This is a genomic window from Bacillus sp. UNC41MFS5, from assembly GCF_000686805.1.
In genome coordinates this window covers 620,467-635,694 of the sequence record NZ_KK366018.1, presented here as the reverse complement: position 1 = coordinate 635,694, position 15,228 = coordinate 620,467, and the positions used below count along the sequence as shown (strand labels likewise).

Below are 15,228 nucleotides of genomic sequence, written 5' to 3'. Positions count from 1 at the left end.
GATTTACAGAATATTGCAGTGAGTCCGTTTACTTTAGTATTTGAAAATGCAGGTCTTGCCTTTGCGGCTGCTGCCATGAATGCAGTAATCCTTACTTCCGTTCTGTCAGCAGGAAATTCCACTTTATACGCCGCTTCGCGCGTCCTTTGGGTATTGGCGGAAGAAGGAAAAGCTCCGTCATTCTTGAAAAAAGTAAATAAAGGTGGCGTTCCGATAAACGCATTATACATATCAACCCTTGTTGGGATGCTGTGCTTTCTTACCTCCCTTTTTGGTGATGGAACTGTATATTCTTGGTTATTAAACGCTGCTGGCTTAGCTGGTTATATCTCTTGGTTAAGTATTTCGGTTACACATTATCGATTCCGTAAAGCTTATGTTGCACAAGGAAGAGATTTCAAAGACCTGCCCTATAAAGCAAAGTGGTTCCCATTAGGTCCAATTTTAGCGACAGTATTATGTTTAATCGCCATGCTTGGAACAAATTACGGGGCATTTATTGGCTCAAAGGTTGACTGGTATGGTGTATTGGTTTCTTATATTGGACTACCTCTATTCCTAATAGGTTATTTAGGCTATAAAAGTATTAACAAAACAAAAATCGTGCCATTAAAAAAGGCCGATTTCAGCAGAGATTAAGTATATATTATTCATCTTTAGCAATAACGCCTTGAGACTTCAAGGCGTTATTGCTATTTAAAGCCAACCTCTTGGTATTATCCTATGTTGTTTAAACAGGGATAAATTAGTTTGCTAATTATCTCTAGATAGGGATATTACATTCTCAGATAAAAATTAGGCAACATGAAGGAAAGTTATAAATAAAGTAATAGTAGTGAAAAAAATAACCGCCTAGTATCAAACCTGCAAATCTTGTCTCAATATTTGTTTGAAAAGGAGGGATAGTTTGATGGTATGGACTATTTTTATCTTTCTACTGATTGTGTTTATTATAGGACCGATTGCCTTACTCTTGTGGTTACATATTTTAGCAAAGAAACCACAGCATTCGATTATCAGAGCACATCCTTATTTGGGATGGATGCGCTACTTATTAGAAAAGATTGGCCCGGAATTCAGGCAATATTGGTTTGATGATGACAATAGCGGCAAACCATTTTCACGAACAGATTTTTTAGGGATCGTTTTTTCTGCCAAATATCGAAGTGACCTTTTAAGCTTTGGTTCCAAACGTGACTTTGATAAGCCGGGGTATTATATTGCGAATGGTTTGTTTCCCTTATTAAATGAAGAATTAAGGGTTGACAATCAAGAAAAGGTCCACTCAATGAAATATAAAATTGATCATGAAGGATTGTTTACTCGTCACGAACAGCTTGAAAAGGATCAAACAACACGTTGGCTTTATCATGAGGAAGAGACCATAATCGTTGGTGGTGATCGAAAATTTCCATGGAGACTTCGCGGTCCATTTGGTGTTTCGGCAACATCTTATGGAGCCGTCGGCGAAAACTATATCCTTTCAACCGGTCATGGCAGCCGTATGGCAGGCGGTTCATGGATTAATACGGGGGAGGGCGGTGTTGCACCAGAGCATATAGAAAGTGGTGTAGATGTGGTCGCACAACTTGGCCCTGGTTTATTTGGTTTTCGCGATGATGAGGGTAATTTTTCAATTGATGAATTTAAGTGTAAAGCCCAGGAACCGAATATAAAAGCATTTGAGCTTAAATTCGGCCAAGGAGCAAAAATCCGTGGTGGACATCTGGAGGGGTCGAAGGTAACAATAAAGGTAGCAAACATTCGTAAGGTTCCAGTGGGGAAGACCATTAATTCACCAAATCGCTTTCCATTTTTGCATAATGCAATCGAAACATTGCAGTTTATCAAAATGCTGCAAGATTTGGGTGGAAAACCTGTCGGAATTAAAATTGTCGTTGGATATCCATCCACCTTGGATGATTTTTTCGAGGCTATGATTAATCTAAGGATTTATCCGGATTTTATTACGGTTGATGGCGGTGAAGGTGGAACAGGCGCCACTTTCAAATCAATGGCAGATACCATGGGACTTCCTCTATATCCTGCTTTAATTGCGGTTGTTGATAAGGCCTATCAGTTTGGTATACGAAATAAGTTGAAAATATTTGCTTCAGGAAAGTTAATTTCAGCCGATAAAATTGCTATTGCCCTTGCGATTGGTGCAGATGCCGTTAACTCTGCGCGAGGATTTATGATTGCTAACGGCTGTATTATGGCTCTTCAATGCCATACTGGTAAATGCCCTACAGGCGTAACGACCACCGATCCAAAATATCAAGAAGCACTTGTACCAGAGGAAAAGAAATGGCGAGTCATGAACTACATTATTAATGTACGTCAAGGTTTGTTTGCCTTAGCTGCGGCTTGTGGCATTGATAGCCCCCGTAAATTCACTCGTGAGCACATTGTATTTAAAGATGTCGATGGAAAAATAAAAAGGTTATCAGAACTGTTTCCAATTACTGATTCTTAGACTGAATATACTGAATTTTCAACGTTTTTAATAAAATAACTAATCCACAGTTTATTTCGTGTTTTTTGAAATATACTTGTTGAAGACTGTTTTACCAGACTGTGCAGGACATTTACTCTTAGTCACCTATATTAATTTATAGGGGGCTATTTTTATGCAAAAAGTATTACGTAAATATGGACAAGGTAGCAGCAGCATCAAACAAAATTTATTAATATTTTCCAAAAAGGGTAACCTAATGAAAATTGAAAACCATTGATAGAACAGAGCCTTTACCGTTGCAATAGAAGAGGGGGATTGGGTTGTTCCAAAAGGTGATTCATTCTACACATATTTATTTTCTGCTCATCATGTCTACAGGATTTATGGTCCATGTATTGCTGCTTCCTGCGATTTTAACCGCATCTAAACGGGACTCATGGCTCTCTGTAATCGGCAGCGTTGCTCCTCTAATCCTTTGGACGGTCATGATTTATTATCTAAATAAAAAGTTTGAGCAAAAAAATATGTTATCTTTGTTATTTTCATTGCATCCCTTCATTTCCTATTCGATTCGTATTTTGTTGGGTGTTTATTTTTTTCTTACAGCCTTTATCACGTTCAAGTATACAGGCTATTGGGCAAAATTAAATTACACGGCTAACATTCCTGATTTCATCGCCGCAGTTTCATTTGCATCTCTTTGCTATTATGCGTCACTGAAAGGAATTAGAACCATTGGCTCCTTGGCGATTTTCTTTTTGCCCTTGGTTGTGATGTTAGGGTTTTTAGTGGGAATTGGAAATATAAAATATAAGGATTACGGCATGCTGTTCCCCGTTTTTGAGCGTGGATATAAAGATTTCTTTTTCGGAATCATGTATGCATGCTCCAGTTCATTTGAAATTATTTATTTTCTTTTTATCACACCCTTTATAAAAGACCGGATCAAAATCAAGCCGCTGATGCTTGTTAGCATTGGCATCTTCTTCCTATCGTTAGGTCCCTTGATGGGAGGGATCGCTATATACGGTGCGGAGGAGGCAGTAAAGTTGAAGGTTCCTGCATATGAACAATGGAAATTGCTAACACTTGGCATCAATATCGAACGCCTAGATTTTTTGTCGATTTTTCAATGGCGCTCTGGATCATTCATACGGATCAGTTTAAGTATGTTTCTCGTAAACCAACTATTGAATTGGGACCAAAAAAAGAGCTGGATTCTTCCCTTTCTTTATACGCTGCTCATCATCAGTGTGTTAATTCCATGGGATTTCGGTTCCTTTTTTTCGATTTTATATTCCGTTTATTTTCCTGCAAGTCTGGTCTTTCTGCTTTTTATATTTGTGCTGTTGTTCATTCTTAGCCGAATCAAGGGGGATTCTCCGTGAAAAGCAATAAACTGACGATACTCAAATTGAAAGAGTGGTTCAAAGATTCTTCCGATATTGTTGTGCAAACCAAATCCTATCAAAGCAGTATTTTCACCCATTCTCTCACCTTTTTGTATTGCCCCAATTTAGTGGACACAAAGGTGATCAATGAAACCATTCTCCCTAACATCAATGAAGCGATGGAACAAGAGCGAACGCTGAGGATTGAACACTTAAGCTTTCTACTGGGGGTAACCAAGCTTTCTAATGATGCTCATGTCAAGTGTGAAATAGAACAAAGGCTTTTTTCTGGAGAATTAGTCATTTTGAATGAGGAAACAAACGATGTATTTTTTATTCCCGTCTCCAATGCACCAAAGAGAAGCCCGGAAGAGACCAATTTGGAATCTTCTGTTCGGGGGCCAAGAGACGGCTTTGTGGAAAATATCTCTGATAATATGGCGCTGATCCGTCAACGATTGAAAACATCCACCTTAAAAAGCGTGGATTATACGATTGGAGAAAGAAGCAAAACGAAAATCTTACTACTTTATATAGAGGATATCATCAATCCCTCTATTTTGGATGACGTGCAAAATCGATTAAAATCTTTTACCATCGATATTTTAAGCAGCAGCAATAAATTGGAAGAAATGCTCTATGACCACCCCTTTTCCATTTTTCCGTTAATGGATTACGCCGGCAGACCCGATTTAATTGTGGACTCTTTGAATCAAGGGAGATTTGCCATTTTGGTGGATGGAAGCCCTAGTTGTTTGATTGGCCCAACAGCTTTAATTCAATTATCGTATTCGCCTGAAGATGTGCACACCAGTTTTTTTTACACTAGTTTCGTTCGTTTACTAAGGTTATTAGCTATAGTCACGACCGTACTTTTGCCGGGTTTTTACATTGCCTTAATCACACATCAAACCGAACAGATTCCTTTTAACCTGCTTGCCACCATCGCCGTGTCAAGATCAGGACTTCCTTTATCAGGCTCTATGGAAGCGTTTATCATGCTAACCTTATTTGAACTATTTAAGGAAGCAGGGCTCAGGCTTCCAAAAGCTGTGGGACAAACCGTCGCCGTTTTAGGCGGGTTGATCATCGGAGATGCGGCAATCCGAGCCGGGTTAACGTCTCCGTCCATGCTGGTGGTGATCTCGATTACCGTAATTTCAGGGTATACATTGGTCAACCAAAACTTAGCGGGAAATGTGCTCATTCTTCGATATTTCGTTCTTATCCTGTCATCTCTGTTTGGGATGTATGGATTCTTTCTTTCCTTTTTCATCATCATAACCCTTGCTATTTCGCTAGAAAGTTTCGGGCAGCCCTATGTACCCATATTTGTATTTCCAAATATGGCTAACATCCTACAAATGATAATCAAATTACCCCCTAAGCTGATAAAAAAACGCAATCTTGTTTATCAACCAAAGGACACAACCGGACGAAAGGAGTAGCATTCAATGAGGAACCTGATTTCTTTCATCATCGTAACAAGCCTTATGTTTCTTTTGACAGGTTGTTTTGGGGCAAAAGAAATCGAAGGCGAGGCTTATGTTACCGCTTTGGGAATGGACTATAAAGAGGGAGCATTTAAACTATATATTCAGGGTCTAAATTTTGGGAATATCGCTAAACAAGAAGGAGGTTCCTTAGAACAACAGCCCGTTTTAATCGGGGAGGCGAAAGGAGAGAGTCTCGCGGCAGCAGTTGGGGTATTGGAACAACTGACCGCTTTGCCATTAAATTATGGACATGTTAAAACCATCATACTTAGCGAAAATCTCTTGAAAGAAAAAATGGAGGTTGTGATGGATCTTATTAGTCGATCGCCATTACTGAGGTACAACATCTTCGTTTTTGGCACAGGAGAGAATCTAAAATCGTTAATGGAAACTCAAAGCTTTTTTAATTATCCACAATTGTATACGGTCATCCATAGACCAGAAGAGCTCATCCATTATAATTATTCACTCCCGATCATTAAATACCATCAATTTACTTCCCGTTATTCCCGACCGGTTGGTACGACTTTAATCCCGTCGTTAAACATCGACAACACCCATTTTACGGAAGAAAAGAAAAAATCAATCGCCCAGATCAATGGAGAATATGTGTTTTCCAGGCAGCAGTTTAAAGGTTGGTTGAGCAAAAAGGAGTTTAGCGGATTACGTTGGTTCTCAGGAGTAAACCAAGACATCTTTATCCGGCCTGGGACCGAAAACCTATCAGTACGAGTAAGAAACCTTAAAACAAAAATCTTGGTTTCAAAAGGAAAGACCCCTTCATATAAGATCGTGGTAAAAGGGAAGGGACTACTGATCCAAAATAGCAAAAATAAACAACTAAAAGAATTGGAAAACGAGATAAATAAAATAATAAAAAACGAAATTTTATCGACTTTAAAGAAAGGTGACCAACTGAATACCGATGTTTTAAACATAAGTGAGAAATCGTATAAATATTATTTGAACCATTGGAATACCGACACAATAAGAAGATTTAACGAGCATTCGGTAAAACAAATACAGGTCAAGATCAGATTGGAACCGGGGAATTTCAAATATGGAAATGCTAAAAAAGACGCGGCATAGGGCTGTGTCTTTTATGATTTAATGGTTCTCTCAATGTAGTTTGATAAACAGCATTTAGCTTCTTGTTTATTGAAAAGCCATCTCTATGGTATTTTTATTAAGTGATACTATAACAGATTTTAAATCGTCGTTTATAATTTGTTTGTTAAATAAACGTTGTGTTTGTGTTTTTAAATCTACAGGAGAGTGATAGATAGAAAAATTGCCATTTAATATTTATTTTTAAGGGTTTTTGGAGAAAGTTTTCGATTCGGGGAATTTAATTATATAACAAACGTTTATAGTTATTTATTTACATTTGTTATAAAAGGGGGAGCATGTATGGGAGTACAATTTAAAGAACAGAAACTATACACGCAGAAAGTACAAAAGGCTTCTTACACATCACTGATCCAAACGAATGATTTTCTTATCTATGAAAAAATGGCAGCCCACCTTCTTCATGTCTGAACTATTTAGCATGATTCGTAAAATAAACATTGAGGTGGAAAGATAAAAATGGAAAGACATTTGATGAGTTAAAAAGAAAGCAGTTATAAAAAGCTGCTTTCTTTTTCCATTTATCATACCTATTGCACCAGGTTTACTTTTTTTCTTCATTAACGTCATGTGGAGTGATGCAGCGAAATGAGACGGGTGATGATAAAACGATTGATGTATTTACATTTCCGTAAGGAGTTAGCCGGTCAATAAGCCTGCTCAGATGATCCATCCCTGTAACGGCAGCCTTAAGTAAATAGCTAACTGAGCCGGTTAACCGATGACATTCAATGATGTCAGGGTCATCGATAATCCGCTTCTCAAATTCTGTATAAGATAATAACTTGAGTTCACTTACCTGAATATAAACGATTACATCACGTCCAATGGCTTCGAGAGATACCCGGGCACTGAATCCTTCAATAATTTCCCTATCTTGAAGTCTTTTTAAACGCTCAGTAATGCTTGGACGACTAAGGGATAATTTCTTCGATAATTCACTTAAAGTCATCCGTCCGTCCATTTGAAGAAGTTCAAGCAGACGAATATCTAATTGGTCCATAAAATTATTCCCCTTTTAAAAATGAAGTTAAATATTGAAAAACTTATGCAAAATATAATGCTTATCACCAAAATCTATGCATTTTGATATGTTTTTCAATTACATTATAGCTTATTATTAAATAGAAGTATAATCTTTCTAATTTTTAAACAAATAAAAAGATTATGTATTATCTCAAATCAGGGTAATTTCAATGAACTCGACCATTGTTTATGGAAGGTGCTGATTAATTTGTCTGCATCAACAGTAGAAGGGTTTGTTGTAAACGATATCTACTGCCAAGCTTCTATTTAATTAAATGTAATCGCTACCAAAGTGGAAAAGATAGGTAGCTAGAGATGGTCATTCGAGAAGAAAGAGTCAAGCAAGTCGTCGAAAATGAAAGTTCTTCATCATTAACACAGGAAAAGACGTTGTTTTTTCTCTTTTTTTAAAATGTTTTTCTACTATAATCACAGTGCTAATGGAGGTAATTCAAATGAACGTGTTAGAACATTCTGTACAAAAAACTGAATCAGTTATTGAAAAAATGCATGAGCATGAGCAAATTGTTTTTTGCAATGACCCGACAACAGGGTTGAAAGCGATTATCGCCATCCATAATACAACACTCGGACCTGCATTGGGGGGCTGCCGTATGCGCCCGTATCGTACAATGGATGAGGCCTTGGAAGATGTACTGCGTTTATCTAAAGGGATGACATATAAATGCGCTGCTGCGGATGTCGATTTCGGTGGAGGAAAAGCGGTAATCTTCGGTGATCCTGCAACGGATAAAACACCAGCTATGTTTAGAGCTTTCGGCCAGTTTGTTGATTCTTTAAACGGACGTTTTTACACAGGAACAGATATGGGTACTTCAATGGATGACTTTATTCATGCCTCAAAAGAGACAAATTGCATCGTAGGAATTCCTGAAGCATACGGAGGCGGCGGTGATTCATCCATTCCGACTGCGCTTGGAGTCATTTACGGTATAAAAGCAACGAATAAAGTCGTTTTTGGCACAGATGATCTTTCCGGAAAGACCTACACTATCCAAGGTCTTGGAAAAGTAGGGTTCAAAGTAGCCGAACAATTGCTTGAATCCGGCGCTGATTTATACGTAAGTGATATTAATGAAGAAGCCATAAAAGCCATTCAAGACCGTGCAAAACAATTAGGAAGCATTGCTCGTGTAGTAAGTGGAAATGATGTGTATTCTGCAGAAGCAGATGTATTTGTTCCTTGTGCTTTTGGTGGAATTATTAACGATGAAACGATCGAACTGTTAAAAGTAAAAGCAGTAGCTGGCTCGGCAAACAATCAGCTTCTTACTGAGAAACACGGAGAAGTACTGAAACAAAAAGGAATTTTATATGCTCCAGATTACATTGTAAATGCTGGCGGTCTAATTCAAGTAGCAGATGAACAATATGGCTACAATAAAGAGCGTGTATTATCGAAAACAAGATCCATTTACACATCGTTATTGGAAGTGTACAGACAGGCAGGGTTGGATGATATCACGACCATTCAAGCGGCAAACCGACTATGTGAAAAACGAATAGAAGACCGAAAAAAGCATAATAGCTTTTTCACTCATACCAAACGTCCTAAATGGGATATTCGTAAATAATAATTTCAGTTTATGAGGTGATGACATGTTAACGGAATTTCCAATATTTCAAATTGTTGATGAAATCGGCCAATTAATAAATGAAGATTACAAAGATAAAATAACCGAAGATCTTGTTAAAAAATTCTACTATAATATGGTTCGCATTCGTACCTTTGATCGAAAAGCCATTAGTTTACAACGTCAAGGAAGACTTGGAACGTATGCTCCGTTTGAGGGTCAGGAAGCTTCTCAAGTTGGAAGTGCACTGGCGCTTGAAAAAGATGACTGGGTATTCCCTACCTATCGTGACCATGGTGCCACGTTAACGTTTGGAGCCGGCATGGCCCGTACATATTTATATTGGAATGGGCGTGTGGAGGGATGCGTGCCTGAAGAAGGGAAAAAGATTTTCCCTCCAGCCGTTCCCATTGCAACACAAATCCCGCATGCAGCAGGGGCTGCTATGGCGGAAAAAAGAAAAGGTACGAAAAATGCAGCGATTGCCTATTTTGGAGACGGTGCCACTTCAGAGGGCGATTTCCATGAAGGATTGAATTTTGCCAGTGTGTTTAAAGCTCCAGTTATCTTCTTTAATCAAAATAACGGCTTTGCGATTTCAGTGCCGATTAAAAAACAAATGAATTCAAAAACGATTGCCCAAAAAGCACTCGCTTATGATATGCCGGGTGTCCGTGTCGATGGAAACGATATTTTTGCTGTGTATTTCCAAATGATGGAAGGGCTAGACCGTGCCCGTCAAGGTGAAGGCCCAACTTTAATTGAAGCAATGACATGGAGATATGGTGCTCATACAACGGCAGATGACCCGACTAAATATCGCGATCAGTCACAAAGTGACACAATTCGAGAAAATCGAGATCCTCTTCTTCGTGTAGAACGTTTTATGAAAGCAAACAACTTCTGGGATGAAGAATGGGTGATGAAGGTCAAAGAAGAAACCGCAACCGAAGTAGAACAAGCAGTAAAAGATATGGAAAGCTATCCAAAACCAAATATTAATGATTTATTCGATAATGTATTTGAAAAGCCGACTTGGACGATTGCGAAACAAAAAGAGGAATATTTTCAATTGATCGGGAGGGAAGCTTAATGATTTTTAGTGTAGACAGACCGGCAGATGGCCAAACTACAAAAACTAACGAGCTAACACTCGTTCAAGCCGTAACAGATGGGTTGCGCACGATTTTAAAAGAGGATGAGAGAGTCCTTCTGCTTGGTGAAGATATCGGTAAAAACGGTGGCGTATTCCGTGCTACTGAGGGTTTGCAAGAAGAATTTGGGGAAGATCGTGTTATTGATACGCCACTGAGCGAAGCAGGGATTATCGGAACCTCTATCGGAATGGCTGTCAATGGATTTAAACCCGTAGCAGAGATGCAGTTTCTTGGTTTTATTTATCCGGCGTATGAGCAGATCATGACACATGTATCACGGATTCGTATGCGTACGATGGGAAGCTATACAGTTCCAATGGTCATCCGTGCTCCATACGGTGCAGGCATCCGTGCTCCGGAAGTTCATTCAGACAGTGTGGAAGCATTGTTTACTCATATGCCCGGAATAAAAGTTGTTTGCCCTTCATCTGCATACGATGCAAAGGGTCTAATCATCGCAGCTATCGAAGATCCGGATCCCGTCATATTTTTAGAGTCTATGAGAATCTACCGTGCTAACCGTGAAGAGGTTCCGGAAGGAAAGTATATAGTTGAAATCGGAAAAGGGAAAATGCTCAAAGCAGGAGATGACGTTTCTGTTTTTGCATGGGGTGCGATGGTACCGGTAGCCATGAAAGCAGCGGAACAGGCCGAAAAGTACGGCATTACTTGTGATGTAATTGATTTGCGGACCCTTTATCCACTTGATAAGGACATTATTGCAGAATCTGTTCAAAAAACTGGACGTGCGGTTATTGTTCATGAAGCCCATGCAACAGGCGGAGTAGGTAATGATATTGTTTCCATTATAAATGATACATCATTTTTGTATATAAAATCTCCGATTGAGCGCGTGACAGGTTTTGATGTACCGGTACCATTATTTGCGCTGGAAGAACATTATTTACCTACACCAAAGCGGGTATTCAACGCAATCGAAAAAGTTATGCATTTTTAGGAGGGGAAAACATTGGTTGAAGTAAAACTTCATGATATTGGCGAAGGGATGACAGAGGCAGAAATTATTCACTATTTCGTCAAAGTGGGGGATATGGTCAAGTTGGACCAGCCTCTTGTAGAGGTACAAACAGATAAAATGGTGGCTGAGCTTCCTTCCCCAGCTTCAGGGAAAATAAAGGAAATTGTTGTGGATCATGGTAATACGGTCTCCGTTGGTACTACTCTTCTGGTACTGGAAACAGAAGGAGCAAAAGCGGTAGAAACAGAAAAGAAACAAGCAGAAGTAGCTTCTAAAAAGGCAGAGGCGTTACAATCACAACTGCAGCAAACAGATGTGATCGAGCAAAAAGGAGAAAAAAAATTCATCATTGCGGCGCCTTACACAAGAAAAATTGCACGGGAGTTTCGTGTAGATATTAACGAAATTACAGGTACTGGAACATTTGGGCGCATCACTGTGGAAGATATATACAACTTTGTTAAAAAACGTGATGAAATCCAATCTTCTAAGGAAATGAAAGCGTCTTCCGCCGAAGTGACTGAAGCAAAAACAGAACCTAAACAAGAGATTCAAAAGCAGGAAGTTCCGAACATAAATGAAACTAATGCAGAAGTAATTCCGTTTAGAGGCCGTCGGAAGCAAATTGCAAAGAAAATGACCCAATCACTTTATACGATTCCTCATGTGACACATTTTGAAGAAGCAGATCTAACTGAGCTGCTCGCCTATCGAAACGATTTAAAAGAAATGAATATCAATGTTTCGGCTGTTGCTTTCTTTATCAAAGCGATCGCAGTGGCATTAAAACAATTCCCTGTATTCAATGCCAAGCTTGATGAAGAAAACGAAGTAATCCGTTTAGAAAAGGAATATAACATTGGAATTGCCACGGATACAGAAAACGGTTTAATTGTACCTATCATTCATCATGCTGACCAATTATCTGTTCGTCAAATTCATGACAAGTTGAAAGAGTTAACGAAAAAAGCGCAAGAGGATAAGCTGACGTCGGCTGAATTAAAAGGAGGAACATTTACCATCAGTAATGTCGGTCCATTAGGAAGTATCGGCGCTACTCCGATTATTAATCATCCGGAAACAGGGTTAATAGCCTTCCATAAGACGAAAAAAATGCCTGTTGTTATGGAAAACGATGAGATTGCGATTCGCTCGATCATGACCATGTCGATGGCGTTTGACCACCGCGTTGCAGACGGTGCTACAGCAGTAGCCTTTACGAACCGTTTTAAACAATTAATTGAAAACCCTAAGTTGTGGCCAATAGAACTTGCATAGTAACCAATAAATCCACTAAACTCCAAGAATATAACTAGTAAGTCCCGTAAAGCTCAGGGACAATAGGACACCAAATTAGGAAGACTACTCCAAATCATTTTGGTAAAGTATTATCATTGCCAATAGATTGGTTGAAGTCTTCCTATCTCAAAAAGCAGATAAGTTGTGGTAACAGATCTCCCGAAAATAAATCGGACCTCACCAGAGGCTTGGGTGGTAGAAAGAAATTTCCAAAAAAGAACAACAGCAAAACGTGTAAGCGTTTGCATAAAAGGTTTTTTCCGGTTGGACAAGTTCGTTACCATCCAGGAAACCCGTTGATAGTTCATTTTGATCTTGTCGTTCTGGTATATTAATTAAAAGAGTTTAGGAGGACTAATTAATGAAAGATGCATCATTGCAAAAGAAGTTGTTGCCGCGGCATATAAGTATGATGGCAATGGGAGGAGCGATAGGGACAGGGATTTTTAAAGGTAGTGCAGAAACCGTATCAATAGCAGGACCAGGTGTTATCTTTACATACATGTTCGCAGGACTATTGCTTCTTGTTGTTATGGGAGCTATAGCAGAAATGGCCATCGTCTATCCGAACACAAATATGAAAGGCTTTGTTCAGAAAGCATTTGGTAAGCGCGCTTCCTTTGTTATAGGCTGGATGTATTGTTTCATGTGGCTGGCTGTATGTGTCATCGAGATTGTCGTGGCAGGCAGCTTCTTGCAATACTGGTTTCCATCCATTCCTCTTTGGGAATTAAGTTTAGGCTGTGCCGCTTTAGTTATTGGAATTAACATGATGAATGTTAAAAATTATGGGGAATTTGAATTTTGGTTTGCAGGCATTAAAATCACCATGATTATCGTATTTATCATATTAGGAGCAGGTATTCTATTTGGAGTCATCCCGAGCAATCAATCCAACTATCTTCACAATTTTACAGAGCAAGGCGGTTTTTTCCCGAATGGGTGGATGTCAATCTTTTCAGCTCTGTTAATTGTTATGTTTTCTTATGGAGGTTCTGAATTAATAGGATTAACAGTAACAGAAGTAAAAGATGCAGAACGGATTTTACCTAAGGTGATTAAAAGTTTTGTTTGGAGAATTATTTTGTTTTACACGATGCCAATTCTGGTCATTTGCGGTTTAATTCCTTGGAATGAAATTGGCATCAGTCATGCGAGTCCGTTTGTTCAGGTGTTATCCATGGCCGGCCTGAAGGGGGCAGCTCACATTATGAACTTTATTTTAATTACAGCTGTCTTATCTGCAGCCAACTCCGGTATATACGGTTGTACACGGATGCTTCATTCCCTAGCGGTTGAAGGGGAAGCTCCAAAGTCTTTCTCTTTTGTATCAAAAAAGGGTGTTCCATTATACAGTTTAATATTAACAGCAATTATATTAGTGGGCGGCTCCATGATTGCCTTTGTTGCGCAGGAAAAGGTATTTACTTTATTAATGGCGGTTCCGGGTTTTGTCGTATCGTTGGTCTGGATTGGTATTTGTCTAGCACATTTAAAACTTCGCAATTCCTATCCTAAAGAACCAAGCTTTAAATTGTGGGGATTCCCATATGTAACTGCGTTTACAGTCGTTACGTTAAGCATCATATCAGTAATATTTTTGTTAGATGAACAGAATCGAGTGAGTATTATTACTTGTCTCGTTGTTTTAGCGGTGCTATTTTTGATTTCCATCTTTAAGTTTAAAAATGTGGATGAAAAAGATACCAAGATAGTAAAACAGAATAAAGTAGTATAGTTATATCCATATTTAAGAGAATAGGTAAACAATTAAAAACATGATATGGGCCATAATGGCTCATATCATTTTTTACATTTATAAATACTTAAACATTTTAAGAGGAATGCGTCGTTTTTATAAAGGTTTTTAGCCTTGAATTAAATAAAGCACTTACCAGTGAAAGTAGGAAAATTACTTTACAGAGTAAGTGCTTTTTAGTATGCAGACAAATCTTAAATTTGTTTAAAAAAGTTTGATGATTTTAATGCAATTGAAATTATAGTACCTTTTGACATGTTACCATTAAAAATTTAAATGGAGGTTTATTTTCCATATTCTTATGTGGCTCAACAATTTCCGAAAATTCTATCAGTCCATAATTCCCGAATTCTTGTTTTATCGAGTCAGCATCATAAAAAAACATTTTTACCCCTTCCATTATCTCGAAATAGTCTTTACCCAGTTGTTTGCCCTTTCCAAACATTGGGGCTTCTTTTGAAATAGTAGTAAAAATCATATATCCGTTTGGCTTTAACTGATGATAGCAATCTTTAATTAACTTCTCTCGCTCACGATCATTCAATAAGTGAATAAGGGCATAACAAAATATACCATCATAAAGTTTATTATCAAAAGGCATATCGGTTACTGAACCATGAAAAATAGGAATATTAAGCTCATTTTGCCTTGCCAATTCAATCGCTGTTTTTGAAATCTCAATACCTGTTACATTTATTCCATTGTCAATAAAAACCTTTGCATTTCTACCATATCCAATACCAGGAATCAATATATCCTTAACTTTCTTTTCAAGGAAAAAGTCTTTTGTCAAGATTGCGGAGTCTGAAGGTTCAAATCCCCACATCATTTGATTTTCTATAAAACTTGATTCCCAAAATTCTGTCATACCCCAATCTCCTTTACAAATAGCTTAAATAATCGTTCCTGTTGAAAGATTATAATAGCCATGGATACACAA

Annotated in this window: 13 protein-coding genes; 11 read left to right on the top strand and 2 right to left on the bottom strand. The window is 38.3% G+C overall.

The window, feature by feature from the left end:
• The 6 genes from BR30_RS0126675 to BR30_RS38565 all read left to right on the top strand — a co-directional run.
• A partial coding sequence (locus BR30_RS0126675; protein ID WP_026567692.1) for an amino acid permease occupies positions 1-639 on the top strand: 639 nt, incomplete at its 5' end.
• Positions 640-910: 271 nt separating this feature from the next.
• Entirely contained in the window at positions 911-2,476 is a 1,566-nt protein-coding gene (locus BR30_RS0126670; protein ID WP_026567691.1) for an FMN-binding glutamate synthase family protein, read from the top strand.
• Positions 2,477-2,778: 302 nt separating this feature from the next.
• Complete coding sequence (locus tag BR30_RS0126660; RefSeq protein ID WP_026567690.1) at positions 2,779-3,846, top strand: endospore germination permease; 1,068 nt, start codon at positions 2,779-2,781, stop codon at positions 3,844-3,846.
• The gene (locus BR30_RS34655) at positions 3,843-5,297 is read left to right on the top strand and encodes a spore germination protein (protein WP_051633792.1); all 1,455 of its coding nucleotides are present in this window, start codon (positions 3,843-3,845) and stop codon (positions 5,295-5,297) included. Before BR30_RS0126660 ends, BR30_RS34655 begins: the two co-directional genes overlap by 4 nt.
• 6 nt (positions 5,298-5,303) lie before the next feature.
• Positions 5,304-6,434, top strand: a complete 1,131-nt coding sequence (locus BR30_RS0126650; protein ID WP_026567689.1) for a Ger(x)C family spore germination protein — start codon at positions 5,304-5,306, stop codon at positions 6,432-6,434.
• Positions 6,435-6,755: 321 nt separating this feature from the next.
• Entirely contained in the window at positions 6,756-6,884 is a 129-nt protein-coding gene (locus BR30_RS38565) for a hypothetical protein (protein ID WP_269320651.1), read from the top strand.
• A gap of 133 nt (positions 6,885-7,017) precedes the next feature.
• On the opposite strand, the gene BR30_RS0126640 is transcribed toward BR30_RS38565, so the two are convergent.
• On the bottom strand, positions 7,018-7,476 hold the full coding sequence (locus tag BR30_RS0126640; protein ID WP_026567688.1) for an Lrp/AsnC family transcriptional regulator: 459 nt from the start codon (positions 7,474-7,476) through the stop codon (positions 7,018-7,020).
• A 478-nt stretch (positions 7,477-7,954) separates the two neighbouring features.
• Here BR30_RS0126640 and BR30_RS0126635 point away from each other — a divergent pair, with 478 nt between their 5' ends.
• The 5 genes from BR30_RS0126635 to BR30_RS0126610 all read left to right on the top strand — a co-directional run bounded on the left by BR30_RS0126635 (position 7,955) and on the right by BR30_RS0126610 (position 14,267).
• A complete protein-coding gene (locus tag BR30_RS0126635; protein WP_026567687.1) occupies positions 7,955-9,094 on the top strand; it encodes a Leu/Phe/Val dehydrogenase in 1,140 nt (379 codons plus the stop codon).
• A gap of 25 nt (positions 9,095-9,119) precedes the next feature.
• Positions 9,120-10,187, top strand: a complete 1,068-nt coding sequence (gene pdhA, locus BR30_RS0126630; RefSeq protein ID WP_026567686.1) for a pyruvate dehydrogenase (acetyl-transferring) E1 component subunit alpha — start codon at positions 9,120-9,122, stop codon at positions 10,185-10,187.
• A complete protein-coding gene (locus tag BR30_RS0126625; protein WP_026567685.1) occupies positions 10,187-11,209 on the top strand; it encodes an alpha-ketoacid dehydrogenase subunit beta in 1,023 nt (340 codons plus the stop codon). Before pdhA ends, BR30_RS0126625 begins: the two co-directional genes overlap by 1 nt.
• A gap of 12 nt (positions 11,210-11,221) precedes the next feature.
• A complete protein-coding gene (locus tag BR30_RS0126620) occupies positions 11,222-12,508 on the top strand; it encodes a dihydrolipoamide acetyltransferase family protein (RefSeq protein ID WP_026567684.1) in 1,287 nt (428 codons plus the stop codon).
• A gap of 382 nt (positions 12,509-12,890) precedes the next feature.
• On the top strand, positions 12,891-14,267 hold the full coding sequence (locus BR30_RS0126610) for an amino acid permease (protein ID WP_026567682.1): 1,377 nt from the start codon (positions 12,891-12,893) through the stop codon (positions 14,265-14,267).
• Between the two features lie 259 nt (positions 14,268-14,526).
• On the opposite strand, the gene BR30_RS0126605 is transcribed toward BR30_RS0126610, so the two are convergent.
• Positions 14,527-15,156, bottom strand: coding sequence for a class I SAM-dependent methyltransferase (locus BR30_RS0126605; RefSeq protein WP_026567681.1), 630 nt, complete (start codon positions 15,154-15,156; stop codon positions 14,527-14,529).
• Positions 15,157-15,228: the final 72 nt, after the last annotated feature.

Bases quoted from the DNA above. Each gene is read 5' to 3' on its own strand.
- BR30_RS0126650 (WP_026567689.1), top strand. From the start codon at position 5,304: ATGAGGAACCTGATTTCTTTCATCATCGTAACAAGCCTTATGTTTCTT.
- BR30_RS38565 (WP_269320651.1), top strand. From the start codon at position 6,756: ATGGGAGTACAATTTAAAGAACAGAAACTATACACGCAGAAAGTACAA.
- BR30_RS0126635 (WP_026567687.1), top strand. From the start codon at position 7,955: ATGAACGTGTTAGAACATTCTGTACAAAAAACTGAATCAGTTATTGAA.
- BR30_RS0126640 (WP_026567688.1), bottom strand. From the start codon at position 7,476: ATGGACCAATTAGATATTCGTCTGCTTGAACTTCTTCAAATGGACGGA.
- BR30_RS0126605 (WP_026567681.1), bottom strand. From the start codon at position 15,156: ATGACAGAATTTTGGGAATCAAGTTTTATAGAAAATCAAATGATGTGG.
- pdhA (WP_026567686.1), top strand. From the start codon at position 9,120: ATGTTAACGGAATTTCCAATATTTCAAATTGTTGATGAAATCGGCCAA.
- BR30_RS0126625 (WP_026567685.1), top strand. From the start codon at position 10,187: ATGATTTTTAGTGTAGACAGACCGGCAGATGGCCAAACTACAAAAACT.
- BR30_RS0126610 (WP_026567682.1), top strand. From the start codon at position 12,891: ATGAAAGATGCATCATTGCAAAAGAAGTTGTTGCCGCGGCATATAAGT.
- BR30_RS0126670 (WP_026567691.1), top strand. From the start codon at position 911: ATGGTATGGACTATTTTTATCTTTCTACTGATTGTGTTTATTATAGGA.